A 24,818-nucleotide genomic window follows, 5' to 3' on the forward strand; every position below is an offset into this window, starting at 1 on the left:
TCCTGGGGATAAGGACTGGGGTAGATGGATGGGACGGGACGTGGGCTGCTTTGGGAGGAGCAGGACCCTAGTCCAGATGGATGTCGAGGTCTTTCCACAGTTGTTGGGAGCGGCGGAGGGTGGCGAGGCTGCGCTCCGGATGGGCGGCCTGCATGCCGGCCAGCAGTCCGTACACCACGGAGGTGGTGGCGGTGACCGACTGGAAATAGCCGATGCCCTCGGACGGGACCACCAACAGGTGCTCGGCGATGTCGGCCAACCGGCCCCGGCGCATGTCGCTGATGCCGATGATGGTGGCGCCCGCACGGTGTGCGGCCTCGGCGGCAACGATCTGCTGCCCGATCGAGCGCCAGATGTTGATGACCACCATGACATCGCCGGGGCCCAGCGTGTTGGTGCTGGTCGCCAAGTGGACGCCCGGGCGGCTTTCGAGGGAAATCGGGTAGCCCATGGTCGCGCCCAGGTGGGACATGACGACGGCGGGTGCGGCGTACGAGCCGTGGGCGACGACGAGGATGGATCGTGCGGCCGCCAGCGTGGCGATCGTGGCCTCCACGTCCTGGGAGGTGTTGGTCTCGAGGGTCAGCCGGAGGTTCTCGATGTCCCGGGTGAGCGCGGCCTGCAGCGGGTTGCGGTGTTCGCCGTGCTGGACCAGCGTGTCCTCGGTGGAGATCTTCGCCAGGTACCGCGAGCGCAGTTCGCGCTGCAGGTCCGGCCAGCCCTGAAAGCCCAGGGATTGCGCGGTGCGGACCACGGTTGAGTTGTTGACGTCCGCATGCAGCGCGATTTCCGCGATTTCCGCATAGGAAGCCAGCTGTGGGTTGCGCACGATGACGTCTGCCACCCGGTTTTGGGCTTTCGGCAGGGACGTCTTGGTCAGGATGTCATCCAGCCAGTCGGCGCCGGGGGTGGCGTCCGACTGCGTGGCGGGTGTTAGGTGGGGCACGTTGCAATTATGGTTGCAGGCAAGCCTTCGTGCAATCCAGATTGCAGGAAAGTCCGGTTTGTGAAGCCGTTGCGGGATTGCGTCCCGAGCGGTATCTGCCGGGCTGCAACTCGGGCCATGGAGATGGAATGCCTCGGTGATCCGGTCGCAAGTCGGCATTGAGTTGGGAAAATCCAGGTCGGGGCTGCCCTTGGAGCCGGGTTCCCGGACTGCCTTGACCCGCCGGTGCACGTTGGGGTCGGAGCAGCAGCATGACTTTTGGGTGTTTCAAGTCGGGCCGGTGCCGCGGGCGGCGTTCCACCCGAGGCGACCGGCAATGGCCTACCAGAGCATGATTGCCGTCTGCCCGGACGCCCCCGCCCAGCCGAGTCGCACGCGTGCGACGTACTTCCGGTCCTTGAACAGCTTCACCTGGACTTTTGCGTTGCGGTCCGTGCCGCTGTTGTCGTTGGCGGCCAGATGGCGGAGTTTCCCCTTGACCTCTTCGAAGAGCACCACGACCGTGTCGGCGAACCCGAAGGTGCCCAGTTCGTACCTGCGCGTTTCGCTCGGGACGATGCTGAAGTTCGCCTGGCCGCCGGGAGCCAGGGAGAGCGGAACCGAGACAAACGGGGTCAGCAACGGGTTCGTGGCCTTGAGCTTCGGATAGAAGCGCAGGATCCATTCCTTGTCGGTGGCCGAGAGTCCGCCGGCGGGCTCCAGCCCGGAGTGGTATTGCGCGGGTTGGATGATCAGCCCCGCGGGGAACCAGTACTCCATCACCGAGTTGGGGTCCCAGGTCGAACCCTCGACCTCTGTGGGGTCGAGCTTGCGCAGGACATTTGAGAAGGTCTGCTCCCGGGGCCAGAAGTTGGGGGAGCCGCTGAAGTAGTCGTAGACCTTCGGCTCGTCCCAGACGATTCCGGCGAACGGGTTTTGGTGCTCGTGGGGCAACCCCAGGGTGTGCCCGATTTCGTGCAATGCAGTGGTGCGGCCGTAGTCGGTGGTCAGGTCCCAGCCGAAGTTCATGGTCGGCTGCGTGGCGGGAATGCCCAGCACATCGCGGCCCACATACGACCAGGAACCGTCGGCCTGGTCGAAGCCGATGCGGACCTCGGCCTCGCTGCGGTCCTGCACCTCGGTGAACACCAGCCCGATGCCCAGCGCCTTCCATTCGGCGAAGGCGTCCCGGACGGCCTGTTGCTGGGCGGCGGGCCCATCGAGGAACCAGTAGTGCAGGATGGTTCCGTTGACCCACTTGCTGGACAACATGCGTATGAGCCGCATCCGCTCATCGGGCAATCCGGGCGGCAAAACCAGTGGTGTCCGTGGCTTGACGGTGCAGGCCGGTCGTTCGGCTTCCTGGACCATGGCTTCCTCCAATTGGGGACGACTTCCACTTCGGCAGTCTGGCACCATCGGGGGCGTCGCATCAAGGGTTGCGTTGCCACCCGGCCACAGCTGCGGATCCGGCATTGCGTGCCCCGCCTTCCGCACCCGGACGCGCCGGCGCCCGCCCCGGAATCGGGGCGGGCGCCGGTTGCGTGACCCTAGTTCTGGTACGCCGGGTAGTCGGTATAACCCTTGGCGTCGGGCCCGTAGAACGTCGAGGCGTCAAGATCGTTCAGCGGAAGGTCCTCTCGCCAGCGGCGCACCAGGTCGGGGTTCGCGATGGCCGGGCGACCGACGACAACCGCGTCGGCGAACCCGTCCTCCACCAGTGAGATGGCCTCATTCCGCGTGGTGATAGCGCCGAAGCCGGTGTTCAGCAGGAAGGGTCCGTTGAACCGGGCCCGCAGGTCCTGGACGAGGGCGCTCGCCGGGTCCTTGTGCAGGAGGCTCAGGTACGCGAGGCCCATCGGCGCCAGCGCATCGACGAGGATCCCGTAGGTCTCCTGCACGTCGGCCGCGTCGAGCTCGAGGGTTCCCTGGACGTTGTGCTCGGGCGACAGCCGGATGCCGACCCGCTGCGCGCCGATCGCCGCAACGACCGCCTGCGTCACCTCGATGACAAACCGGGCGCGCTTGGCCGGGGAGCCGCCATAGCTGTCCTCGCGCGTGTTCGCCCCGGCGGCAAGGAACTCGTGCAGCAGGTAGCCGTTGGCCCCGTGCAGTTCCACGCCGTCGAACCCCGCCTCGATGGCGTTGCGCGAGGCCTGGACAAACTCCTCGACGATGCCGGCGAGTTCCTCGGCGGCGGGGGAGTGCGGGACCGGGAATGCCTTCTTCCCCTCGTAGGTGCGGGTCTCCCCATCGACGGCAATGGCGCTGGGTGCCACGACCGGGTGGCCCCCGTTGGTGTCCTCGTGGGTGACTCGGCCGGCATGCATGACCTGGGCGAAGATCCTGCCGCCCTCGGCGTGCACGGCGGACGTCACCGATGCCCAGCCCGTGAGCTGTTCCTCGGTGACGAGCCCGGGCTGGCCCGGGAAGCCCTGGCCGGCGTGGCTGGGGTAGGTGCCCTCGCTGATGATCAGCCCGAGCGAGGCGCGCTGGCGGTAGTGCTCGACCAACAGCGGCCCGGGAACGCCCTGCTTGCCGGCACGGATCCTGGTCAAGGGTGCCATGACAAGCCTGTTGGGCAATTCCATGGAGCCCAGCTTCAAGGGGGAAAACAACATGGGGTCGGTTCCTTTCACGGTGATGGTGTCTGAGAGCGACAACCACCCGTCGGCGTCAGGTATTTCGCGTGTGATCCATGTCTCGGGTCCTTGGCCGGGTGTTTTGGACCGGGCAAGGACCCGAACACCCCTCGCCTCCGCGCAAATTTCCCGGGCGGAACCACGCGACTTGTGGAGTGGCTAACCCTGTACGAAATCTGTCAATTCGATAGAGTTGCCCAATGACTACAACTTCCGGAGGACAGGTTCGCCGTTTGCGGCTGCCTGCGGCGCTGCTGACGGCAGCGTTGATTGCCACACCCGCACTCGCCGCTCCGGCTTTTGCCGCTCCATCCGCTCTTGCGACCACAACCCTCGACGCCTCGGGCGTGGAGCCGGCCGCCGAATCCGAACCGGATCCGGCACCTGCTTCGGCCCCGGCGGCCCCCGTCACCGGCGAAAGCCTCCAACAGGTGGCTGTTTCGGGCGTTGACGCCGAGGCGGCAGAGAGCGATGAGTCCCGCGAAGAGGCAGCGGCGCTCACTCCGCCGGATGCGTCGGACGCCGGAGCGACGATCGCGCCGACGGACCTCAACGCCGCGGCGACCGAGCCCGACCCCACGGACGACGACCAGCTGGCGGCGCTCACGGCCGAGCGGACCACCGAGGAGTTCACGGCCGCCGGGCTGACCTGGACCCCCGATGAAAACGACGAAGTCATCGAGGCCGCAGTCCGGGTGCGCGAGGACGGAACCTGGTCCGATTGGACGAGCCTCGAGATGCTCAACCCGGGCTCCGAGGGCGAGGGCGCCACGGCAGGCACGGAGCCGGTGCTCAGCCTGGGCGCCGACGGCATCCAGGCGCGTGTGCTCACGGCCAGCGGCCAGGCCCCGGCAAACCTGGAGGTGAACCTGGTGGCCGCGGGTACCTCCGCGACGGACGGCGCGCTCACGGCAGCGGCTTCCACTTCCGCATCGACGTCCGCCGACGGGGCAGCGCTCAAGCCGTCCGTCATCACCCGGAAGCAGTGGGGAGCCAGGGAAACCCAGGCGAACACCACCGCGCGCCGCTCCGCCAAGCTGCAGGCCATGTACGTGCACCACACCGCCAGCAGCAACAACTACACCGAAGCCCAGGCGTTCCAGCAGATCCGCGGGATCTACGACTACCACACCAAGGTCCTGAAATGGGACGACATCGGGTACCAGTTCCTCGTCGACCGCTTCGGCAACATCTACGAGGGTCGTCGCGGATCCATGACCGACTTGATCGTCGGGGCCCAAGCGGGCGGCTACAACGCCAACACCATCGGGGTCTCGGCGATGGGCAACTTCGACGATGAGGATGATCCAAAGGCGAAGCCGCCGAAGGCCCTCGTCGAGGCGGTGACCCGCCTGCTGGCATGGAAGGGCTACCAGTACAACCTGGACGTCACGGGCACCACCACGCTGACCACCAGCACGGCCGGACCATCCACTGCCATGTACAAGAACGGGGTCAAAGTGACGGTCCCCGTTATTCTGGGGCACAAAAGGACCAATAACACGTCATGCCCGGGTCGATACCTCGATGCGAAGCTCGGTTCGATCCGCACCGAGGTTTCCAAGCGCATTGCCAAGGCCAAGGCAACGTACGGCACTGCACGACCGGTGCTGAAGGCACCCGTCGCCAGCGGCAACTACTCCAGTGATTCTCCCGTGAGCCGCGACGGAAAGATCAAGCTGAGCTGGAAGCCGGTAAGCAAGGCCACCAAGTACCAGGTCATGGTCCGTTCGTTGTCCGACGAACGGATCTGGTGGGCAGGGAAAACCGCCACAGGGACGTCAGCGGATGTGACGATTGCACCCGGGGAAACCGCCATCTTCGGCATCCGGGCCAGGGACGACGCCGGACGTGTCGGCGCCACCACCAGGCTCGTCCAGAGCACCCGAGCGAAGGCCCCGGCCGTCACCCTGAACTACACCAGGTGGACAACGGCGGGATTGAACCTGCGCAAGTCGCCCGACGCGGACTCGGATCGCCTGCTGACCATTCCAACACGCAAAAAGATCACCGTCACGGCGACATCGGGCAACTGGAGCAGGACCACCTACGGTGGCAAGTCCGGTTGGGTCTCTTCGAGTTACATCAGTGCCGTGGCACCACCCGCCGCGAAAAAGTACCGTTATGCACTCATCAATACCAGGCTGGTGAAAAGCGCAAGCTCAAGCGCGGCCACGGTGGTGGGCGTGGGCAAGCACGAAAAGCTCCAGTTGCTAAAGGCCTCCGGCAGCTGGTCCCAAGCGAAGTTGGGTTCGAAGACCGGATGGGTGAAGACATCCAAGCTTTCCGCGACGGCGCCCAAAGGGAAGATCTACCGCTACGCGGCCATCAACACCAAGCTGGTGAAGAGCGCGAGCTCCAGCGCGGCCAAGGTGGCAAGCCTGCCCAAGCGCAAGAAGGTGCAGCTGCTGAAGACCGGCAACGCCTGGTCCAAGGTGAAGCTGGGTTCGAAGACCGGTTGGGTCAAGTCCTGGAAGCTGTCCAGCAAGGCTCCCAAGCGCCGCTAACACCGGGCCGTTCGGACAAGCTGTCCCGGCCGTTCGAATCTCCGGCGGTCGGCGGGTGAACACAATGCACGCCTGGTCATGGTGACCGGGCGTGCATCGTGCGTTGCGTGGAGAAACGGTGGCCGCTGGCCGGCGTCACGGACGCCCCGTCAGTCGGGCCGCTGGGGGAGGCGCGGATACGGCAGCCAATCCCTGACCACGCCGCCATAAGTGCCCGGATCTGGTGACCATATTTCCCTATCCCTGACACCCAGCACTCCCGTCCAGGCCTTGTGGACCAGATCGTAGTTGTCAACGTCCGCGTCCGTTTCGCCTTCCTCGCGGTAGGTCATCCACCGGTCCCCGCCGGAATGGAAGAGACCCAGCAAGTACCGGGTTCCGTCAAGCACCTGGCGGTCGTTTTCGGGTGTACAGCCGTACTGACGCAGCGAGTCCACGAACTCGGCAACAAGGTCGAGTTCGCCCATTTCCAACACCGCGTAGAAGTTCTCGCGGTGGAAGTCGAACAGGCGTGGTGAGTCCGAGACGTAGATGGGATAGCGGTGGTTGCCGGTTGGAATGTAGGCAATGTGGGTCGCCAGGTACGCAACCTCGATGAATTCCTCATCCCGGGCACCGTCTTCGTAGGTCTTTGCCCCGGGAAGCGGGTAGTCCTCGAGGAAGGCCCATAGCTTGGCAGGAAAATCGCGGGACTCCTCAGGCATCTCGAGTCCCGGGACCAGCTGGCCCTCGATGAATAGGAGACTCCAAATCACCATGTCAAAGGTGTCCTCAAGGGAGGCTTCGCCGGTCTGGAACTCTTCTTTGTAATCGATCCCCATCGCATTGGTGAACGTTCCGCAGTCCTTGTAGGCGGCATTCGTGAGCTTCGCCATCTTGTCGATCCTGTGGTCGTCTTCCTGCAAACGCGTGTGGGCGTAAACGGCAAGCGGCAACATGAGTTCGTACTCATCGCAGACCGCCGACTGCGGGGTCCTCTTCAGGTACGGCTGCATCAGCGTGGACAAGTTGCGTCGTGCCCCGTCACGTGCCTTGGTGTCGAGTTCGGGTGCGTTTGTCCCGGAATACGTCACTTCGATCAAGGCAGCCACCGAGTCTTCCCACAACTCCTTGGGCGCCGTGGGGTTCCTGTCAAAGAGGTTGAGCATCTCATCCACCCCGGAACGGATGGCGAACGTTGCCTCCGCGGACTCGCTCACGGACCAGGGCTCGGTGCGTAGGTTTTTTTGCTGTGCACTCGTAGGCTTCCAGCTTTCAGGCATGGCATCCGGGGACATCACGCATGGCAAAACCGGAGTTCCGGACGGGGAAGACGTAGCGGTCATCAACAACATGAGTGCAGCGAAGATCCATCTCATGAAAGCGCCTCCTCAGCGAGGTCCTTTTGGCCTGGCAATCCCAGACGCAGGCATTCAGTCGAATGGTTGGGATGGTCGGCCACTGGTGGCATGGAGTTGAGGCCAGAGTATCCGCTGTTTTGTCGCCTTACCAGATGAATCCGCGGGAGAGTGGATCCACCTGTGAAGGCAGAAAAGGGTCGGTGTGGTGTTTTTGCTTGTCAGGCGCAAACCGACGATTGAACGTGTGGGATTCGTCCGGCCCCCGGATCTTGGGGCGCCGGTGCGCAGCAAGGGCCGGGAAGCTATTTCCGCTGCGGTGTCTTCGATGGTTTTGCCCTCACGTGCATGCGCTCTCCCTGCGGCCCAAAAAGGCTGAGGAACTCCACGGCGTTGGCATCGGCCCTGCCAAACCAATGCGGCGTACGAGTGTCGAACTCCGCGGCTTCTCCGGCCGGCATGACAATGTCGTGCTCGCCCAGGCAGAGGCGAAGCCTGCCCTTGAGCACGTAGATCCATTCGTAGCCCTCGTGGGTGCGCAGATCCGGAACGCTGCGATCGGTGCCGGCGGGAAGCAGGTTCTTGAACGCCTGCAGGCCCCCTCCCGAACCCCTGCTGAGTGGCAGGATCGTCATCCCGTGGTGCGTGATGGGTTTGATGTGGATCCGCGGATCGCCGGTGGCCGGGGCTCCCACCAAGTCGTCAAGCGGCACCCCGTGCGCCCGCGCCAGTGGCAGGAGCTGTTCCAGTGTCGGGCGGCGCTGGCCCGATTCCAGGCGCGAGAGCGTGCTGACCGAGATCCCCGTGCGTGCGGAGAGTTCCTGCAGTGTGGTGCTGGCGCCGGTGCGCAAGGCCTTGAGCCTCGGGCCCACTTGGGAAAGCGTGTCTTCGATGTCTTGCTCCATGCCAACAGTTTGCCATATCGGCAAAAAAGTTTGGAGTCCTCCGTGAACCGGGTGCACGCTTGACGCAGTGCGGACGGCAGGTCACGCGACGGATCACAAGGAACGGAACCCCCATGGAAAACCAGGCACAGACATACGACGTGGTCATCATCGGCGGGGGCGCGGCGGGGCTCAGCGCCGCCCAGGCATTGGGCCGTGCGCGGCGCTCGGTGCTGGTCGTGGACGCGGGCGAACCCCGCAACGCGCCGGCGGGCGAGATGCACAACTACCTTTCGCGCGACGGCATGAACCCTCTGGATCTTCTGGCTGCGGGACGTGCGGAACTGGCGAGGTACGGCGTCGGCATTGTTGCCGACCGGGCAACCGACAGTCGCCGTACCGACACGGGGTTCGCCATCTCGCTGGCACGGAATCCCGAGGTCTCGGCCCGGAGGATCATCCTTGCCGGAGGATTGAAGGACCGGCTGCCGGAAATCGACGGATTGGCCGAGCGCTGGGGACACGACGTCATGCACTGCCCCTACTGCCACGGCTGGGAAGTCCAGGACCGGCACTTCGGCATCCTCGATGGTCCCTTCTCGGTGCACCAGGCGCTCATGTTCACCCAATGGACCAAGGACATCACCATGTTCAAGGGGCGGGACAGGGACCTGGGTCCCGAGGACCTCGAGCAGCTTGAGGCCCGAGGCGTTGTGGTCGTCGAGGCGGACATTGCCGCGGTGCGCGGTGCCGCCGGTTCCATCCAGGGCGTGGAGCTCTCCGACGGCACCGTGTATCCGCTCGATGCACTGGTCCTCATGCCCCGCGTCGAGGTGGACCTCTCCGCCGTGGCCTCGCTGGGGCTGGCGGCCTCGGAGCATCCGACAGGTGCTGGCCAGTACGTCGAGGTCGATGCCATGGGGCAGAGCCAGATTCCGGGGTTGTGGGTCGCGGGAAGCCTCGCGGACTCGAAGCAACAGGTCATCATGGCGGCCGCCAGCGGGCTCGGCGTGGGTGCGGCGGTGAACGCCGATCTCACCCGGGAGGAAACCGAGCGGGACGTTGCGGAGCTGCGGCTGCGGAAGGCCGCGCTGTTGGGCTCGGAAAAGTAGGGCTCAGAAAAGCCGGCGCCAGTTGGTGGCGGCAAGATCCAGCAGCTCGTCGCCCTTTCCGGAGAAGACGGTGCGCATCGCATAGAGCGCGAACCCCTTGGCCTGCGCCGCGGTGATCGACGGCGGCATCGAGAGCTCCTGGCGGGCCGTCACCACGTCGATGAGGGCGGGCCCGTCATGGTCGAGGGCGTCGTCCAGGGCCGCGGCCAGGTCGTCGGAATTCTCCACCCGGAACCCGCGGATGCCCAGGGCCGTGGCGACGTCGGCGAAGTTCGGGTTGGACAGGTCGGTGGCGAAGGTGACGAAACCCGCCGCCTTCATCTCAAGCTCCACGAAGTTCAGCGACGAGTTGTTGAAGACGACGATCTTCACCGGCAGCCTGCACTGGACCAGGGTGAGCAGGTCGCCCATGAGCATGGCCAGCCCGCCGTCGCCCGACAGCGTCACCACCTGTCGGCCGGGGTTCGAGGCCTGCACGCCGATGGCCTGCGGGATGGAATTGGCCATCGAACCGTGGTTGAAGGAGCCAAGCAGCCGGCGCTTCCCGTTCATGGTCAGGTACCTGGCGGCCCAGACCGTGGGAGAGCCGACGTCGGCCAGGAACACCGCGTCCTCGTCGGCCAGCCGGTCCAGGGTGCGGGCGACGAACTGCGGGTGGATCTGCGCGCCCTTGCGGGACGGGACGGCCAGGTCGTCGAGCTTCTCGCGGGTCTTGCGGTAGTGCTTCTGGGCGTCCTGCAGGTGCGTTCGGTCGGTTTTCCTCTCCAGCAGCGGTGCCAGGACCTCTAGCGTGTCCGCAACGGTGCCGAGGAGCCCCACGTCGATCCTGGTGCGCCGGCCCAGCTGCTCGCCGCGCATGTCGACCTGGATGATCTTCGCCTTCTGCGGATAGAACTGCTGGTAGGGGAAGTCCGTGCCGAGCAGCAGGATCGCGTCGGCGGAGTCCATGGCCCGGAACCCGGAGGCGAAGCCGAGCAGCCCGGTCATCCCGACGTCGTAGGGGTTGTCGTACTCGATGTGCTCCTTGCCGCGCATCGCATGCACGACCGGCGCCCCCAGGAGCTCGGCGGCCTCCATGACGCGGGCGTGCGCGCCGGCGACACCGGCCCCGGCCAGGATGGTGACCTTCCTGGCGTCGTTGAGCAGGGTGGCCGCCCGGGCCAGGTCCTCCGCGTGCGGCAGGATCGCGGACCTGCTGCGCTGGATGAGGGCCACCCGGGTGCTGTTCGCCTCCGCCAGGGCCACCTCCCCGGGCATGACCAGCACCGCGACTCCGCGGCGCTCCACGGCGGTGCGCATGGCGATCTCCAGCAGCCGCGGCATTTGCGCGGGCGTGGAGACCATCTCGCAGAAGACCGAGGCCTCGCGGAAGAGCTCGGCCGGGTGGGTCTCCTGGAAGTAGTTGCTGCCGATCTCGGCGCCGGGGATGTGCGCGGCGATCGCGAGCACCGGCACCCGGTTGCGGTTCGCGTCGTAGAGGCCGTTGACCAGGTGGAGGTTGCCGGGCCCGCAGCTTCCTGCGCAGACCGCGAGGTTGCCCGTCATTTCCGCCTCCGCGCCCGCGGCAAACGCGGCGGTTTCCTCGTGCCGCACCGGCAACCAGGTCACGGTGCCGTCCTTCCGCACGGCATCTGTCAGGCCGTTGAGCGAATCCCCGGCCACGCCGTAGATGCGCCTGACCCCGTTGGCCTTGAGCGTGGAGAGCATGGTTTCGGCGACGGTGGGCATGGGAGTCCCTTTCCTTGGCGCGGGCTGCTGCGGCCCACCCTACGCGCGGGCGGTGTCCGGGCCAAGACCCGGCGCGGATCCACCGCCGCGCGCGCCGCGATTGTGGCCCGCGTCGCATGGGTGGCTAGGCTGGGCACCAAGAGACGCGGGCGGCGACGCCACCGGGCAGAAGGAAACGGACATGACTCAAGCAACCACCGAATCAAACACGCCGGAACTGGCAGTCGGCGATTTCTACTACCGGCCCACGGGCGAAAACACGTACCGCTCGACGGTCCACGCCCAGGGCGCCTGGAACGAGCACGAACAGCACATGGCGCCCGCCACCGGCATCCTGGTGCACGAGATGGAGAAGTTCCAGCCGCGCGCCGACATGCGCATGGCCAGGATCAGCCTGGACATCCATGGCATCATCCACGGCGGCGAGTTCGAGGTCCGGACCCGCATGGTCAGGCCGGGGAAAACCATCGAGCTGATCGAGGGCGAGATGATCTCGCAGGGACGCACCTGCATCGTGGCCCGCGGCTGGCGCCTGAAGACCCTGGACTCCACGGCTGTTGCCGCGTCCGAGGACGAGCCGGTGGTCCACCCCGAGGAGCTGGTGACCTTTGACGGGATGACCCCGTGGCCCGGCGGCTACATCCAGGGCCTGGAATTCCGCGGCGCCGACGGCCACCGCCCGGGCAAGGGCGTGGTGTGGATGCGCAACGACTTCGAGATGGTGGAGGGAACCCGCACCTCCGACCTGGTGCGGCTGATGGGCATGGTCGACACCGCCAACGGCGTGGCGCCGCGGGTGGCGCCGGGTCCGGGTTCGTGGATGTTCCCGAACGTGGACCTGCAGATCCACATGCACCGGGCGCCCGAGGGCCAGTGGCTCGGCATCGAGGCGCAGCAGACCTACGGCGCCGACGGGATCGGGTTGACCTCCGCGGTGCTGCACGATGTCCGCGGCCCGTTCGGGCGCAGCGAGCAGATCCTCACCGTGCGACCGCTGCCCGGGATGTAGCCGGCGGTACCGGTTCCCGGCCCGGCAACCCGACCCGGGACCTCACTCGGTCGCGCCGCGCGGCGGTAGCGCTCCGGTGGCCCTCGGGGGATCCGCGGCCGCCTGCTCCGCCCGCCTGAACGCCGCTTCCAAACGGCCGATCGCCTGGAGGTAACCGGCGGGCTCAACATCCGGGGTCTGCGGGTGCCTGCGTAGCTGCTCGGCCTCGGCCAACGCCTTGGCCAGGCCGGAAACCTCCGGGACATGGACGTCGTTCATCGCTGGAAAATCCATGGCGGCGGCCGGATCCAGGGCGTAGCGGCCCCAGGCCCTGAGCACCGAGTCGTGCCGCGCCACCAGCGCGGCGTGCTCCGCGGCCCGCCGGGAATCCGAATCGGCGACCGCCCGCTTCTCGACGCTGCGTGCGGCCAGCCTGCTCGTCGCCAGGGCGCCCGCGGCGATCATCGCCAGTGACAGGGCGCCGACCCACCGGTCCAGCGACGCGGCAATCAGCAGCAGCGTGGCCACCATGCAGAACCCGGTGAATCCGTACCAGAACCGCGCGTCCGGGTCCCGTTCGCGGGAGGGCCTGGTGTTCACCAGCCAGGCCGTTGCGATGCCCGTGAATACCGCCAGCAAACCGAATGCCTGGGCGAACACTGTGCCACCTCCGCGGCCGACGACCCGGCGCGGCGGGATGCCGGGCCTCCTCATCCCATTTCAGCCCGACCCGGACCGCTGGTCAAGGGGTGCCGGTTGCGGCAGTTTCCTACGAGGCAGCGGCAAGCATGGCCTTGACCGCCTTCTTTTTCATCGGGACGAACCCGGCCTCGAGGTACCTGGCGCGGACCTGGCGGTCGGCGCGGAAAAGCGCATAGCCGCGCTTGAGCAGGAAGCCGATCGGCTTGCGGCGTTCCTTGACGTCGCGGACGAACCGCCGCACCGCCGTCTGTGCGGCCGATTCGTCGATGTAGAAGGCCTGGACGTCGATCCCGAGCTCGCGCAGCGGGGCCAAGACCTCGCTCACGAAGATTCCCTCGGCGATCAGCGGGCCGTCGGCCAGCTCCACCGGGTGCGTCCCGTCATAGCTGGAGCTGCTGATCGAGTAGTTCGGTACGTGTGTCTGCCCGGTTTCCAGCAACTCGACCAGTCCGTCGACGGCCTTGTCGCAGTTCCAGGTGCCGGAGTGGTCCCAGTCGACCTCGCCGTAGCCGGTCTGCGGAAGCGGGGATTCGTCCGTGTGTTCCGAGAGCTCCCGGTAGAAGTTGTCGAGCACCACGTGGGGTCGGCCGAAGCGGGTGGCAAGGTATGACTTTCCGGATCCGGAAGCACCGCCAAGCAGGATCAGGGGCATATGTTGTTTCGGCACGACATCCATTATTCCTTCGATCGCCCCCGGATCTAGAATCGAGTCCATGAGCCTTTGGAACCCCGATGCCGACCACGCGCTGCGCGTCCTGCACGATGTGCCCGGCGGGGACCCCGCGGCCGACCTCATGGGAGGCATCCGGCTGCTCTCCGACGTCCGCGACGGACTGGCCCCCGCGACGCTGCGGCTGTACCGGCCCGACCCCACGATGGCCTTCGGCCAGCGGGACGTCCGGTTGCCGGGCTACGAGCTTGCCGTCGAAAAATCGCGCGAGCACGGCTTTGCCCCCGTGGTGCGCAAGGCCGGCGGGCGCGCGGCGGCCTACCACCGCGGAACCGTGATCCTGGACCACGTGGAGCCCGCGGGCGAGGCCATGCTGGGCCACCAGCAACGCTTCCAGGTGCTGGGCGAGCTGTATGCCGGCGCGCTGCGGCGCGGGGGCATCGACGCCCGGGTGGGGGCGATCCCCGGGGAATACTGCCCCGGCGATTTCAGCGTCCACGGGCTGCCCGGCGAGCCATCCCCGACGCGGCACGCGGTCAAGCTGGTGGGCACCGCCCAGCGGGTCATCTCCGGCGCGTGGCTGTTTTCCAGCGTGTTTGTCATCGAGGATTCCGCGCCCATCCGTGCCGTGCTGGATGATGTCTACCAAGCCATGGAGATCGAGATGGACCCGGCCAGCGTGGGTGCGGCGGACGACCTGGTCCCCGGATACACCGTGGAACTGTTCACCGAGCACCTGCTCGCCGAGTACGCGCTGCACGCCGGGGTCCTCGGGGGCTGAACGGCCCTCGGCATGAACGGCGCGTGACCTAACGCGTGCGCCTGCCCACGGTCAGGCCGGCCAGGAACGCGGCGCAGGCGATGCCGAAGGCCACCAGCAGCCAGCCGGCTATTTGCCTGGGGCCCAGCAGGTACATGCCCGGCAGGAAATCGCCTTCGCCCAGGGGCGCATAGCCCACCCAGCCGAAGCTGTAGGTCTCGCCGCTGCCGATCCACAGGACGGCGATGCCCGCGATGACGGCCAGCAGCGCGATGGTGCCCACGGCCAGCGCCAGACCCCTGCCTGGTGCGCGGCGGGGTGGTGGCGCTGCGTCCATTGGTTCGCTCATGGATCACAGTCTGCCACGCAACGTCCAAAAGCGCTGCTGCTTAGGTGTTTTGGACTGGCCGGCGTCCCGTTCAGGGGGTTGCGTCCAGCAGCTCGGGGCGCTCGCGCCCGTCGTGGGCGGGACGAACCTGTGACACGAGCGGAATTGATCGATCCGATGCCGTGTTTGGGGCGATACTGGGGACATGACGTTCGTTCGAAGCACCAAGCTCACCATCGTCGGGGCCGGAAGCGTGGGCACCTCACTCGCCTATGCCGCCCTCATCCGCAATTCGGCCCGCGAAATCGTGCTGTATGACATCGCGCGGGCCAAGGTGGAGGCCGAGGTCCTTGACCTGGCGCACGGCACGCCGTTTACGGGGTCTTCCCGCATCACCGGGGGCGATGACATCGGGCTCGTGGCCGATTCCGACGTCGTGGTCATCACCGCCGGCGCTAAGCAGGCGCCCGGGCAGACCCGGCTCGAGTTGGCGGGTGTCAACGTGGGCATCCTGGAGACAATGCTGCCGGAGCTCGTCGCGCTGGCGCCGGATGCCGTCTTCGTCCTCGTGACCAACCCGTGCGACGTGCTGACGGCCGTGGCGGAGCGCATCACCGACCTGCCGGCCGGGCGCATTTTCAGCTCCGGCACCGTGCTGGACTCCGCCCGGCTGCGCTGGCTTGTGGCGGAGGTCGCCCAGGTCGCCCCGCAGAGCGTGCATGCGCTGATTGTCGGCGAGCACGGTGACACGGAGTTCCCGCTCTGGTCCACCGCAACCATCGGCCAGATGCCGCTGCCGGAGTGGAGGGACGAATCGGGGACGCTGTTGTTTCCCCGAGAACGCCTCGAGACGCTCACGAACGACGTCGTCAACGCGGCATACAAGGTCATTGCCGGCAAGGGAGCCACGAATTACGCGATCGGCCTCTCCGGCGCGCGCATCGTGGAGGCCGTGCTGCAGGACGAACGCTGCATCCTTCCTGTCTCCAGCGTGCTGCACGGCTACCGGGGCATTGACGGCGTGGCACTCAGCGTTCCCTCGATCGTCGGGGCGGGCGGTGTCCTGCGGGTGCTGGACACCCACCTCGACGACAGGGAAGCAGAGCTCCTCCAGCGCTCGGCGCTTGCGCTGCGAGCGTCCATCGAACGGTTTTCCTAGGGCGGTGCGTCCGTCGCGCAGTCCCTGCCAGGCGGCCTCCGGATTCCTGAACGGCGCTGGATCATTGCGCGATCGGACCGCGCCGCCAAGCGTTGTGCCAGGGTGTCGGACGGGTTTGATTCGTGCCGGGCCCTGGCGAACCTGTGGAATGCGACCGGGGATCAATGGCCCATGGCGCCCGCGGCCCGCGGCAGGGAACTTTCTGAACGTTTTTGATGGTTCAGTGTTATCCACCGACTCCGATGTCCATGAATTTGTTGTTCGGCCAGCGCTGGCGGAGTTGCTTGGGGAATTCCTCTGGCGATGCCCCTGGCGCGGGGGAACACGCTGCATCCGTGGCAAGGCTTGCCACGCTGGCAGGGGAGCCAATCTAGGCCGAGTATGGAGGTAGTGTTCCCGTGAAAGGAAAACGATGCTGGTATTGATCAAGAGATACCCGGTGGTCGTGGTCACGCTGATCGTTCTGCTGGCCACATTGGGCATGTTGGGTACAGGGTGGGGGCAGCTGGCGCAGTTGGTTGCCAGTGCCTTTGCGCTGGGCCTGGCGCTACACCTGGGCTGGGGTATGGTCAAGGACATTGCCCGGGGCCATTGGGGAATAGATGTCTTGGCCTTTACCGCGATCCTTGCCACCGTCGTGGTGGGTGAATACCTCGCGGCCCTCATCATTTGCCTCATGCTCTCGGGTGGCGAGGCCCTGGAGGACTATGCGCAGATGCGCGCCACGAAATCCCTGTCATCGCTGCTGGAACGCGTCCCGGTATGGGCGCACCGGGTTGAAACAGACGGGGCCATCCGCGATGTGCGGGTGGCCGAACTGTCGGTGGGGGACACGGTGTTGGTGCGTCCCGGAGAAATCCTGCCGGTGGACGGGGTGCTCCTTGATCCCGAAGGCTCTTTTGACGAATCTTCACTCACCGGGGAATCGATGCCGGTGTACAAAATCGCCGGCGAATCCCTGCTCTCGGGAGCGGTGAATGGGGCGCGCGCCATCACGCTGCGTGCCAGCGCGACCGCTGCGGACTCGCAATACTCACGCATTGTCGAACTGGTCACCGAAGCCGCGGCCTCGCGGGCTCCCGTCGTCCGTTTGGCTGATCGCTACGCCGTTCCATTCACGCTGCTCGCCTACGTCATTGCGGGTGCGGCCTGGTGGGTCAGCGGAGATCCGGTGCGCTTTGCCGAGGTGCTGGTGGTGGCGACCCCTTGCCCCTTGCTGATTGCGGCGCCTGTTGCATTCATGGGAGGCATGAGCCGGGCTGCGCGCACCGGTGTCATCGTCAAGGACGGCGGAACGCTGGAAAGGCTTGCCGCCGTGAAATCGGTCGCCTTTGACAAGACCGGAACCCTGACCCAGGGCATACCCCAGCTTCGTTCCATTCACCCGGTCGAGGGCATGGGTAAGGATGAACTGCTGTCGCTGGTCGCCGCGGCCGAACAGTACTCCTCGCACGTCTTGGCAGCCTCGATCGTCGCGGCCGCCAGTGATAGGTCGCTGGCCATCTCCGCGGTCCGGGACGCCAGCGAGGTGGCCACTCATGGGGTCAGTGCGTTGGTGGGGGAGCGAAGGGTATTGGTGGGCAAGCCGGCATGGATCAAGTCCCACGTCCCGGACGTGAGGCATTACGAGCTTGCCTCGGGTGAATCCTCGGTCTATGTCGCCGTCGACGGGCACTTTGCCGGGGTTCTGGTGTTGGCCGATGCGTTGCGGCCAGACGCCGCGGAAACATTGCGGCGACTACGCTCCATGGGCATCGAAGACCTTCTGATGCTCACGGGAGACCAGCAGGCGACCGCTGACCATATTGCCAGCGAATTGGGTTTGACTCGGGTACGTGCCGAGTGCCTGCCGGAGGACAAGGTCAACTTTGTGCGCGGGCTGACACGCCGCCCGGTCATGATGGTCGGCGACGGTGTCAACGACGCCCCGGTACTGGCCGCGTCGGAGGTTGGTGTTGCCATGGGCGCGCGCGGGTCCACCGCGGCCTCACAAAGCGCGGACGTGGTCATCATGACGGAGAATATTTCTCAGGCAGCCCACGCAGTGCGTATTGGAAAGGACACCATACACATCGCAGTGCAATCCATTTGGCTGGGAATCGTGCTCTCCGTACTACTCATGTTGGTGGCCGCCACCGGAGTATTGCCCGCAGTCTTTGGAGCCCTGAGCCAAGAAGTCGTTGATTTGCTGACCATATTCAATGCGTTGCGCGCGCTGAAAGGCACCCGAAAGTTCGAAGTTCGAGCAGATTCGCCCTCACAAGGTCATGAGGCCGTCCCCCTGGGAGTCAAGGGGCCCGTAACGTAAAGCGGGTTTGGCTGGCATCTTCCGTCCTAGGATGTGATCCTCGGGCAGGTTGCTTGTGCTTCGCCATCGGCCCCAGGCAACGGCAATTCCGGTCGAATCGCTCTCCCACCGCCGAAGTCGACGGAACCAACACTATGCATCCTACAAACCGGTCGCATGGCTTGGGTGCAAGGCAGTGTTTGAAAGATTCGCATGCCTCAGCACGCGGTCGGAACTACGCCACGCATTCTGGCCAGTGCTGAGATCCGTGGCGCTCATGGTGTTGTGTAGGAAGTCCGGTTAGTGGCCTTCGGATCCTTGCGGAACCATCTGTGATGCCAGCTCTGCCCGCCGCAGGGGACAAGAAGGGATGGCAAACCTGCATATTGCGGCGGCAGCGGCGGTTGTGGCGGCCGCAATGCCGACGACGAAGCTGGCGGGGGAAGGGAGTTCCTGTACCAGGACGACGAGTCCCATGAGGAGGACGAAGACGCCGAACCCCCGGCGCAAGGCGGTCTCGGGGATGCGTCCGGAAAGGCGGGCGCCCAAGAGAGAACCCAGGATTGCCGCGACGCTCACCCCGCCGGTGAGGGCCCAATCCAGTTCCAGTGAAGTCACGTGTCCAGTGAAACCGGCCACGGAATTCATCGCAATTACAAGGAGCGATGTGCCGACCGCGGCTGTCATCGGCAACCCGCCCAGCAGAACCAGCGCCGGGACGATCAGGAACCCTCCACCCGCGCCCACCAGGCCGGTCAACAAGCCAACCGCGCCGCCGGCCGCCAGCGACTTAGCCACAGGGAGCTCGCCCCTGGCGTCTGTGTCCGGGCGTTCGCGGCGACCCCGGATCATGGCTACCGACGTGGCAAGCATCATGATGGCGAAGATGATCATGAGCAACGTGCCGGGAAGCAGATTCCCAGCCAAGCCACCACCAAAGGCCCCGACCATGCCCGCAGCCCCGAAGAACAGTCCGGTACGCCATTTCACGTGCTTCTTGCGAGCACGGGTTGCTACGCTGACGATTGAGGTCACTCCCACCACGAAAAGGGACGTGGTGATGGCTTCCCTCGGTTCCAGGCCCGCAACATAGGTGAGGATCGGGACGGTGAGGATGGACCCGCCCCCGCCGAGCAGACCGAGCGAGAGTCCGATCAGCACCGAGAGCAGGAGGGTCAGTGCGAGGATTGCTGTCATTGGAAGGGTTCCTTGTTTGGGTGTGAGTGTGCGGGTGCGCGGCGGGGTTGCCGCCGGAGCAGTCGGTTAGGTGACAGGCAGGCCGGCGCGTTGCCAGGCGATCATGCCGCCGGCCATGGTGTCGGCGGTGAAGCCGGCCCCGGTGAGGGCGTCGGCGACGCGGGTGCTGCGGTTGCCGCTGCGGCAGATGACGATGACGGGGCGGGCCCGGTCGATCTCACCCAGGCGGGTGTTCAGCTCGCCCATGGGGATGTGGATGGCGTCGGGGATCACGCCATCGGTGATTTCGAAGTCTTCGCGGACATCAAGGACCTGCTCCCTGGCACGTCGCTGGTCGGTGTCGGTGATGGTGATTTCTGGCATGGTCTGGTCCTTCGCAGGTGGTGCCGGGCGGGTGTTTTCCGGCCCGGACACAGGTGCGCTGGCCAGGCAACGGGGAGGAAATCGGCTGGCCGCGGGCCAACCGGGTGTGTGCTAGGACTTCTTGGGCGGAAGCTGGGCGAAGACCGATTCACGGGTCGGCTCGTTGCCGGTCCTGTTCCACGGCATCTTCGACAGGGCCTTGCCCATGGCGCAGGTGTTGGTGGCCGCGGAGAAGGTCAGGCCCGCCCCGATGACACCGGCGACCGTGCGGATCTGCGGGGAAAGGAACTTCCCTCCGGCCAGCCCGGCGATCACCAGGGAGCCGGCGGCCATGCGCACCTGGCGTTCCAGGTCCCAGCGCTTGGACCCTTCAACGGTCCGGCCGCCGGCCTGCTTGTAGGCGGGGACGCCGCCGGCCAAGACATGGGCGTTGCCGAATCCGACCGACGCGAGGTTTGTCTTGGCTTCGGTGGCGCGCACGCCGGACTGGCAGACCAGCACTACCTTGGTGTCAAGCTTCGAAGCAAGTTCCTCGGTGTGTTCGGCCAGTAGCGGCAGTGGCACGTTGTAGGAGCCCAAGATGTGCAGGGATTCGAATTCGGCGGCGGAACGCACGTCAAGCACCACGACGTCGGGGCCGGAAGCGATCCAGTCCTTGAGTTCTTCGGGGCTGGTGGTCTGGGGAGCGGGGTTCATGGCTTGTGGGCCCTTTCTGCCGGGCATGGCGCCCGGCCGGTCCCGCATCCGGAAAGGAGGATGCGGGACCGGGAATACGTAGAATTTAAGGTTGAGGGATGGGCGGTGGAGAACTTAGGCGTTCTGCATTTGATTCCAGTCGGCCCAGCCGGCGTAGCTGCCCTCGAGCTCGACGACGTCGAACCCGGCACGGCGCAGCGCGGAAGCGGCCACGGAGTTGCGCACCCCGGTCTGGCAGTAGCTCACGATCACGCCGTCTGCCGGAAGCCGGTCGGTGTGCCAGAGCACCCGCCCGGCGCTGAGCTGGACGGAGCCGGGGACGTGTCCGGCGGTGTGCTCGGTCTTGTTGCGTACGTCCAGCAGCAGGGCGGCATCGAACCTGGCCAGGTCTGCGGGGGCCAGGGTTTCCGGGACGTAGCTCGGCAGCCCGTCCAGGGACGTGATGTACCCGGCGACCTTGTCGATGCCCACCCGGATGAGGTGGTCCCACATCTCGGTGGCGCTCTCGCTGTCCGGGGCCAGGAGCACCAGCGGGCGCTGGTCGGTTTCCGGGTCCACGGCCCACGCGCCGTAGCTTGCCGCCTTGTTGCCGGCAGGAATGTTCAGGGCCCCGGCGACGGTGCCCGCGTGGACCAGGGTGTGGTGGCGGGTATCCACGATGCCGATCTCATTGGCGGCCAGGGAGGTGGCGACATCCTCGGTTGCGAGCTCGGCCAGCGGCGCACGCCGGCCCATGACGGCCGGGCCCTGGCGGTTCTGGCGCTTCATGCGGCCGAAGTAGGCGTGGGCGTCGGGCTGCCCGTCGAGCAGTGCCTCGACGAATCCCGCCTCGTCGTTTGCCTCGAGGTAGGGGCCCCACCAGGCGAAGTTGCGCTCGTAGCCCACGGTGGTGGAAGGGATCGCGCCCAGCGCCTTGCCGCAGGCACTGCCCGCGCCGTGGCCCGGGTAGACCTGCACATAGTCCGGAAGAGCCAGGAACTTTTCCTTCAGCGAGACGAATAGGTCGCGCGCCCCGTCGAAGCGAGTGTCGGTGCCGCCGGCCGCCTCGTCGAGCAGGTCCGGGCGTCCCAGGTCTCCGGAGAACACGAAGTCGCCCGAGAGCAGGAAACCCGGCTGGTCGCTGAAGGCGCCGTCGGTGATCAGGAAGGAGAGGTGCTCGGGGGTGTGGCCGGGGGTGTGCAGGGCGGTGACGGTGATGTTGCCCAGGGCAATGGTGGACCGGTCAAGGAGGCGCTCCCCCGCGAACGCGTACTGCCAGACCTTTCCGCCCTCGCCCGACACGTGGATCTTCGCACCGGTTGCCGCGGCCAGCTCACGGGTGCCCGAAAGGTAGTCGGCATGGATGTGCGTCTCGGTGACGGCAACGATTTTCATGCCGTTCGCGGCAGCCAAGCGTTGGTACACCTCGATGTCGCGGCGCGCATCGACCACGATGGCCTCGCCCTTGGCCTGGCAGCCCACGAAGTAGCTGGCCTGCGCAAGGTCTTCGTCGTAAATACGTTCGAGAAGCATGTCTCTCCTTTGGTCGAGTGAATTGCATCGGATACCCCATGGGGTATCTGGTTCGCTATCAACGCTAATACCCTAGGGGGTATAAATCAAGCCCGAGTTGAATGCCCACTCTCGGATGGTCGCGTCCAGGCTCCGCGCAAACAAAAGAAGTCAATCCTCGGAAGGCGCAAAGAGTGCTTCGACCTCTCGAGTGAAAAGGTATGCGGTGGATCCGTCGCCATGGGCGCCTTCTGCGCGTTCGGGTCGCGGGATTCCTGCCCGGATTGCGGTGCGTGGGCCCTGATTGTTTGACGTGTTGGTCGAACCCGACCCGGGTGGCCCTTTTGCACTTGCGGGATTTGACTGGGCGACACATGAATTCGTTCCTCGCGGCTGGCGGGTGTGTCGCAGGGGTACTGAGGTGTCTTGTGCATAATTGGCAAAGGTGTCCCGATGGGCAGAAAAGCCGCATGGTTTTGGGAATTTTAAACCCCCAGGGGTATATTCTAGAGAAGATGACAAGCAAGGAGTGACCCGCCATGCACCTCGAAGCAAGTGACATGAAACCCGCAATCAACAGGCTCAAGCGCGCCCAGGGGCAGCTCAATGCGGTGATTCGCATGCTGGAAGAAGGCAGCGACTGTCGCACGGTCGTCACCCAACTTTCCGCAGCCTCCAAGGCTATTGACCGCGCAGGGTTCTCGATTATCGCCACCGGGCTGGAGCATTGCTTGGCGAGTGAGGATCCCACGGCCGACCGCGCCGACCTGGAAAAGCTCTTTCTCTCGCTGGCCTAGTCTCTACCCGCAGAGCTGCCACTTCTTGGAGGCTCCAACCGCCCAGCTTCGGCAGTCGGGCAGGAGTCCTTTTTGAACCCGCCTAAACAGTTTTTTTATCGGTCAATTACGGCGTTTTCGCCTCTGCCGCGCAACGGATCGAAAACGATTGGCGGTTGGCACCTTCATCACCGGCAAATGATGGTGTGAGACATGGTCCGAAAGCGTCGGATCGGAGTCGTCTCCGGCCACCATGGAATTCTTTTAGCTGGCCTCGCCGTCCGGATTGCGGCGGTGTTTGTGGTGTCTCTCGTAGCTTTGAAACACCGCAGATGATGTTGGCCCCGAGTGGCCGAATTTCCCGCGAAGAACTTCGGCCAGGTCATCGAGCGAAGCATGCAGCATGCGGCCAGCGAACCTGAGATCGGCGTTTGTGCTGGTTAGGGCGTCGGAGGCCAGTTCCTGTGCGTAGGCAATGGTCGCAGGCAACGAACCCCGTTGCTTTGCCTCGTTGAAGTAGTAGGTTTCATTGAATGCCAGCAGGTCTATGCTGACCGTGGAAACTTTTCTGGCCAGTGACTCGAGCAGTGCGGTGGCATGCCCGGGTTCCAGCGACAAGAGGCCCAGAGGGCCGGCCGCTTCCCGGAGCAGGTTCAGGTCGTGGGCCAGGGCGCGACGACGGCTCAATGCGGGGTAGGTCTGAAGAATCCAGGAGACCGTGGCCGTGAGCAGCCCGAAGCCCGTCACTGCCTGGGCGGCCATGACGAGCCGGAGCAGGGGTGCCGCCGGGACGATTTCACCGTAGCCGACCGTGGACAGGCTGACCATCGAGATGTAGACGGCTTCCGCGAAGTCGCCGTGTTGGGGCACTCCGTCCGCGTAGATGAATCCGGCCGGCAGGTGCGGAAGGTATACGAGTGCCCACCCCGCAATTGACAAGGACGCCCAGGCCCCGATAACGGCAGCCATTCCCACAGGCGCGGCAACGGGGGAGGCCCGGCCACTGAATCGTCTGGAAAGCAGCCAGAGTCCGCGCATGATCGTTCTGCAGACCGGCCCCATTCCATGTGGATAGAGGAGTGTGTGAAAGACATCGACGGCCATCAGCAGAATCAGTCCTGCGCCGGCGATCGTTCCCGCAAAGTCAATGAACCCCATGCTTCAGCATACGGTCGAGACAGCGCCACCACCCTGCGGTTTTCAAGGTTCAGTGCCGCTCGCTCAATTCAAATGGTTGGGACTGGTGGCAACTGTTTCGACGGCAGTGCCGTACCGGACGCAAAGTGGATGAAATCATGGCCATGGTAGCCGAACTGAAACCATTCCAGGTCAACCCATGCCCAAATCGGGCACCCACATGAAGCGGTGCACCGACCAGAACTGTCTGAATGGCTCGAATGGTGGACTGTGCCTCACATACCTGCTGGTTCCGGTGCCCCTTCCTGATGCGTGCACTAGGCAGCCACCGGTCGAGTCTGCTCTGGCCCCAGCTTCAACCGATGAGTACGCCACCTTGACGGGGATCCCGAACCAACTGGCTCGGCAATGCGTGCCCGGAAATCGCCGAAGCCGATTGTCGAATCAACCAATTGCCCAGGGGGAACCCGGGCACGAAGTCCCGTCCCGTGGATTTGCGTATAGCCTGAACCAATTCAAGATGAAGCCTCGCGGGCATGTTCGTTCAGTCGTTCTCGCCGTCTTCCGGTGCGTGAACCACCAGGACGGGGCATTTGGCGTGTGCGATGCAGGAGGAGCTGACCGAGCCAATAAGGAGCCCTCCCAGTCCACCGTGTCCGCGCCTGCCAACGATGAGCAAATCGGCGTTTTTGCTGGTCTTGACGAGAGCGGTTTTCGGGTTTCCCTGTACAAGGTTGATTTTGACGTTGTTTGGTATCACTGATCCGAAAACGCTTGTCACAGCCTGATTGAGTACCTTCTCGGCGCTCTCCTTGAAACCCCCGATGCCCATCATCAAGTACCCGTCATACATCCTTGGGAACTCCCAGCAACCGACTGCTTCGATTTGGGCATTCAAAGGTTCTGCGAGGTAGCGGGCCTTTCGCAGTGCTTCCAGGGAAGCCTCCGAGCCGTCTACTCCCACGATGATTTTCGTCATTGCTGGTTCATATGCCATGTAATTCTCCAATGTTCAGGTGGCTGGGCTTCCCAAGTTAGACAATATGTGAGAGGGGCCGGGACTTCCGCTTCAAGCTTTCGTGGTTTGCCATCCGGTGGGGTCTTGGCCCTGCGGCCAAACCGCTGTGGA

The 24,818-nt window shown here is 65.2% G+C and carries 22 protein-coding genes; 7 read left to right on the forward strand and 15 right to left on the reverse strand.

Going from position 1 to position 24,818, the window contains the following annotated elements:
- Positions 1–67: 67 nt before the first annotated feature.
- The 3 genes from ACIQLF_RS11830 to ACIQLF_RS11840 all read right to left on the reverse strand — a co-directional run bounded on the left by ACIQLF_RS11830 (position 68) and on the right by ACIQLF_RS11840 (position 3,546).
- Positions 68–946: a MurR/RpiR family transcriptional regulator gene (locus ACIQLF_RS11830; protein ID WP_400298397.1), complete on the reverse strand. Its 879-nt coding sequence runs from the start codon at positions 944–946 to the stop codon at positions 68–70.
- A 321-nt stretch (positions 947–1,267) separates the two neighbouring features.
- Positions 1,268–2,197, reverse strand: coding sequence for a M12 family metallopeptidase (locus ACIQLF_RS11835; protein WP_400298400.1), 930 nt, complete (start codon positions 2,195–2,197; stop codon positions 1,268–1,270).
- A gap of 278 nt (positions 2,198–2,475) precedes the next feature.
- Positions 2,476–3,546, reverse strand: a complete 1,071-nt coding sequence (locus ACIQLF_RS11840) for an alkene reductase (protein WP_400298402.1) — start codon at positions 3,544–3,546, stop codon at positions 2,476–2,478.
- Between the two features lie 221 nt (positions 3,547–3,767).
- On the opposite strand from ACIQLF_RS11840, the gene ACIQLF_RS11845 reads away from it, so the two are divergent.
- Positions 3,768–6,074 (forward strand): SH3 domain-containing protein, encoded by a 2,307-nt coding sequence (locus tag ACIQLF_RS11845; protein ID WP_400298404.1) that lies wholly within the window; start codon positions 3,768–3,770, stop codon positions 6,072–6,074.
- 149 nt (positions 6,075–6,223) lie between these two features.
- Here ACIQLF_RS11845 and ACIQLF_RS11850 read toward each other — a convergent pair whose 3' ends face one another.
- Positions 6,224–7,273 carry a hypothetical protein gene (locus ACIQLF_RS11850; protein ID WP_400298406.1) on the reverse strand — a complete coding sequence of 350 codons (1,050 nt, stop codon included), beginning with the start codon at positions 7,271–7,273 and terminating at the stop codon, positions 6,224–6,226.
- Positions 7,274–7,716: 443 nt separating this feature from the next.
- On the reverse strand, positions 7,717–8,316 hold the full coding sequence (locus ACIQLF_RS11855) for a helix-turn-helix domain-containing protein (protein ID WP_400298409.1): 600 nt from the start codon (positions 8,314–8,316) through the stop codon (positions 7,717–7,719).
- A 113-nt stretch (positions 8,317–8,429) separates the two neighbouring features.
- On the opposite strand from ACIQLF_RS11855, the gene ACIQLF_RS11860 reads away from it, so the two are divergent.
- Positions 8,430–9,407 carry an NAD(P)/FAD-dependent oxidoreductase gene (locus ACIQLF_RS11860; protein WP_400298412.1) on the forward strand — a complete coding sequence of 326 codons (978 nt, stop codon included), beginning with the start codon at positions 8,430–8,432 and terminating at the stop codon, positions 9,405–9,407.
- A gap of 3 nt (positions 9,408–9,410) precedes the next feature.
- Here ACIQLF_RS11860 and poxB read toward each other — a convergent pair whose 3' ends face one another.
- Positions 9,411–11,135, reverse strand: coding sequence for a ubiquinone-dependent pyruvate dehydrogenase (gene poxB / locus ACIQLF_RS11865; RefSeq protein ID WP_400298415.1), 1,725 nt, complete (start codon positions 11,133–11,135; stop codon positions 9,411–9,413).
- A gap of 181 nt (positions 11,136–11,316) precedes the next feature.
- Here poxB and ACIQLF_RS11870 point away from each other — a divergent pair, with 181 nt between their 5' ends.
- Positions 11,317–12,144 (forward strand): thioesterase family protein, encoded by an 828-nt coding sequence (locus tag ACIQLF_RS11870; protein ID WP_400298418.1) that lies wholly within the window; start codon positions 11,317–11,319, stop codon positions 12,142–12,144.
- Between the two features lie 42 nt (positions 12,145–12,186).
- Here the strand turns inward: ACIQLF_RS11870 and ACIQLF_RS11875 are convergent, their stop codons facing one another.
- Together ACIQLF_RS11875 and ACIQLF_RS11880 are read right to left on the reverse strand one after the other, a co-directional pair.
- Complete coding sequence (locus ACIQLF_RS11875; RefSeq protein WP_400298420.1) at positions 12,187–12,783, reverse strand: hypothetical protein; 597 nt, start codon at positions 12,781–12,783, stop codon at positions 12,187–12,189.
- Positions 12,784–12,892: 109 nt separating this feature from the next.
- A complete protein-coding gene (locus ACIQLF_RS11880) occupies positions 12,893–13,501 on the reverse strand; it encodes a uridine kinase (RefSeq protein ID WP_400298423.1) in 609 nt (202 codons plus the stop codon).
- A gap of 37 nt (positions 13,502–13,538) precedes the next feature.
- Here ACIQLF_RS11880 and ACIQLF_RS11885 point away from each other — a divergent pair, with 37 nt between their 5' ends.
- Positions 13,539–14,276, forward strand: a complete 738-nt coding sequence (locus ACIQLF_RS11885; RefSeq protein WP_400298426.1) for a biotin/lipoate A/B protein ligase family protein — start codon at positions 13,539–13,541, stop codon at positions 14,274–14,276.
- Positions 14,277–14,304: 28 nt separating this feature from the next.
- On the opposite strand, the gene ACIQLF_RS11890 is transcribed toward ACIQLF_RS11885, so the two are convergent.
- Entirely contained in the window at positions 14,305–14,604 is a 300-nt protein-coding gene (locus ACIQLF_RS11890; protein WP_400298428.1) for a hypothetical protein, read from the reverse strand.
- Between the two features lie 184 nt (positions 14,605–14,788).
- Here ACIQLF_RS11890 and ACIQLF_RS11895 point away from each other — a divergent pair, with 184 nt between their 5' ends.
- Complete coding sequence (locus tag ACIQLF_RS11895) at positions 14,789–15,742, forward strand: L-lactate dehydrogenase (protein WP_400298431.1); 954 nt, start codon at positions 14,789–14,791, stop codon at positions 15,740–15,742.
- Positions 15,743–16,154: 412 nt separating this feature from the next.
- Positions 16,155–18,050, forward strand: a complete 1,896-nt coding sequence (locus ACIQLF_RS11900; RefSeq protein WP_400298433.1) for a heavy metal translocating P-type ATPase — start codon at positions 16,155–16,157, stop codon at positions 18,048–18,050.
- A gap of 279 nt (positions 18,051–18,329) precedes the next feature.
- Here the strand turns inward: ACIQLF_RS11900 and ACIQLF_RS11905 are convergent, their stop codons facing one another.
- The 4 genes from ACIQLF_RS11905 to ACIQLF_RS11920 all read right to left on the reverse strand — a co-directional run bounded on the left by ACIQLF_RS11905 (position 18,330) and on the right by ACIQLF_RS11920 (position 21,797).
- Positions 18,330–19,226: a sulfite exporter TauE/SafE family protein gene (locus ACIQLF_RS11905; protein WP_400298435.1), complete on the reverse strand. Its 897-nt coding sequence runs from the start codon at positions 19,224–19,226 to the stop codon at positions 18,330–18,332.
- A 66-nt stretch (positions 19,227–19,292) separates the two neighbouring features.
- Positions 19,293–19,589 (reverse strand): rhodanese-like domain-containing protein, encoded by a 297-nt coding sequence (locus ACIQLF_RS11910; RefSeq protein WP_400298437.1) that lies wholly within the window; start codon positions 19,587–19,589, stop codon positions 19,293–19,295.
- A gap of 111 nt (positions 19,590–19,700) precedes the next feature.
- Positions 19,701–20,285 (reverse strand): rhodanese-like domain-containing protein, encoded by a 585-nt coding sequence (locus ACIQLF_RS11915; protein ID WP_400298440.1) that lies wholly within the window; start codon positions 20,283–20,285, stop codon positions 19,701–19,703.
- A gap of 114 nt (positions 20,286–20,399) precedes the next feature.
- The gene (locus ACIQLF_RS11920; RefSeq protein WP_400298441.1) at positions 20,400–21,797 is read right to left on the reverse strand and encodes a rhodanese-like domain-containing protein; all 1,398 of its coding nucleotides are present in this window, start codon (positions 21,795–21,797) and stop codon (positions 20,400–20,402) included.
- Positions 21,798–22,315: 518 nt separating this feature from the next.
- Between ACIQLF_RS11920 and ACIQLF_RS11925 the strand changes: the two genes are divergently transcribed.
- Positions 22,316–22,573 (forward strand): metal-sensitive transcriptional regulator, encoded by a 258-nt coding sequence (locus ACIQLF_RS11925; protein WP_400298444.1) that lies wholly within the window; start codon positions 22,316–22,318, stop codon positions 22,571–22,573.
- A gap of 243 nt (positions 22,574–22,816) precedes the next feature.
- Here the strand turns inward: ACIQLF_RS11925 and ACIQLF_RS11930 are convergent, their stop codons facing one another.
- Both ACIQLF_RS11930 and ACIQLF_RS11935 read right to left on the reverse strand, forming a co-directional pair.
- Positions 22,817–23,521 (reverse strand): potassium channel family protein, encoded by a 705-nt coding sequence (locus tag ACIQLF_RS11930; RefSeq protein WP_400298447.1) that lies wholly within the window; start codon positions 23,519–23,521, stop codon positions 22,817–22,819.
- Between the two features lie 712 nt (positions 23,522–24,233).
- The gene (locus ACIQLF_RS11935) at positions 24,234–24,668 is read right to left on the reverse strand and encodes a universal stress protein (protein ID WP_400298450.1); all 435 of its coding nucleotides are present in this window, start codon (positions 24,666–24,668) and stop codon (positions 24,234–24,236) included.
- Between the last annotated feature and the right edge of the window lie 150 nt (positions 24,669–24,818).

The sequence above is a fragment of the Paeniglutamicibacter sp. NPDC091659 genome, from assembly GCF_044756805.1.
Taxonomy (GTDB): Bacteria; Actinomycetota; Actinomycetes; order Actinomycetales; family Micrococcaceae; genus Paeniglutamicibacter.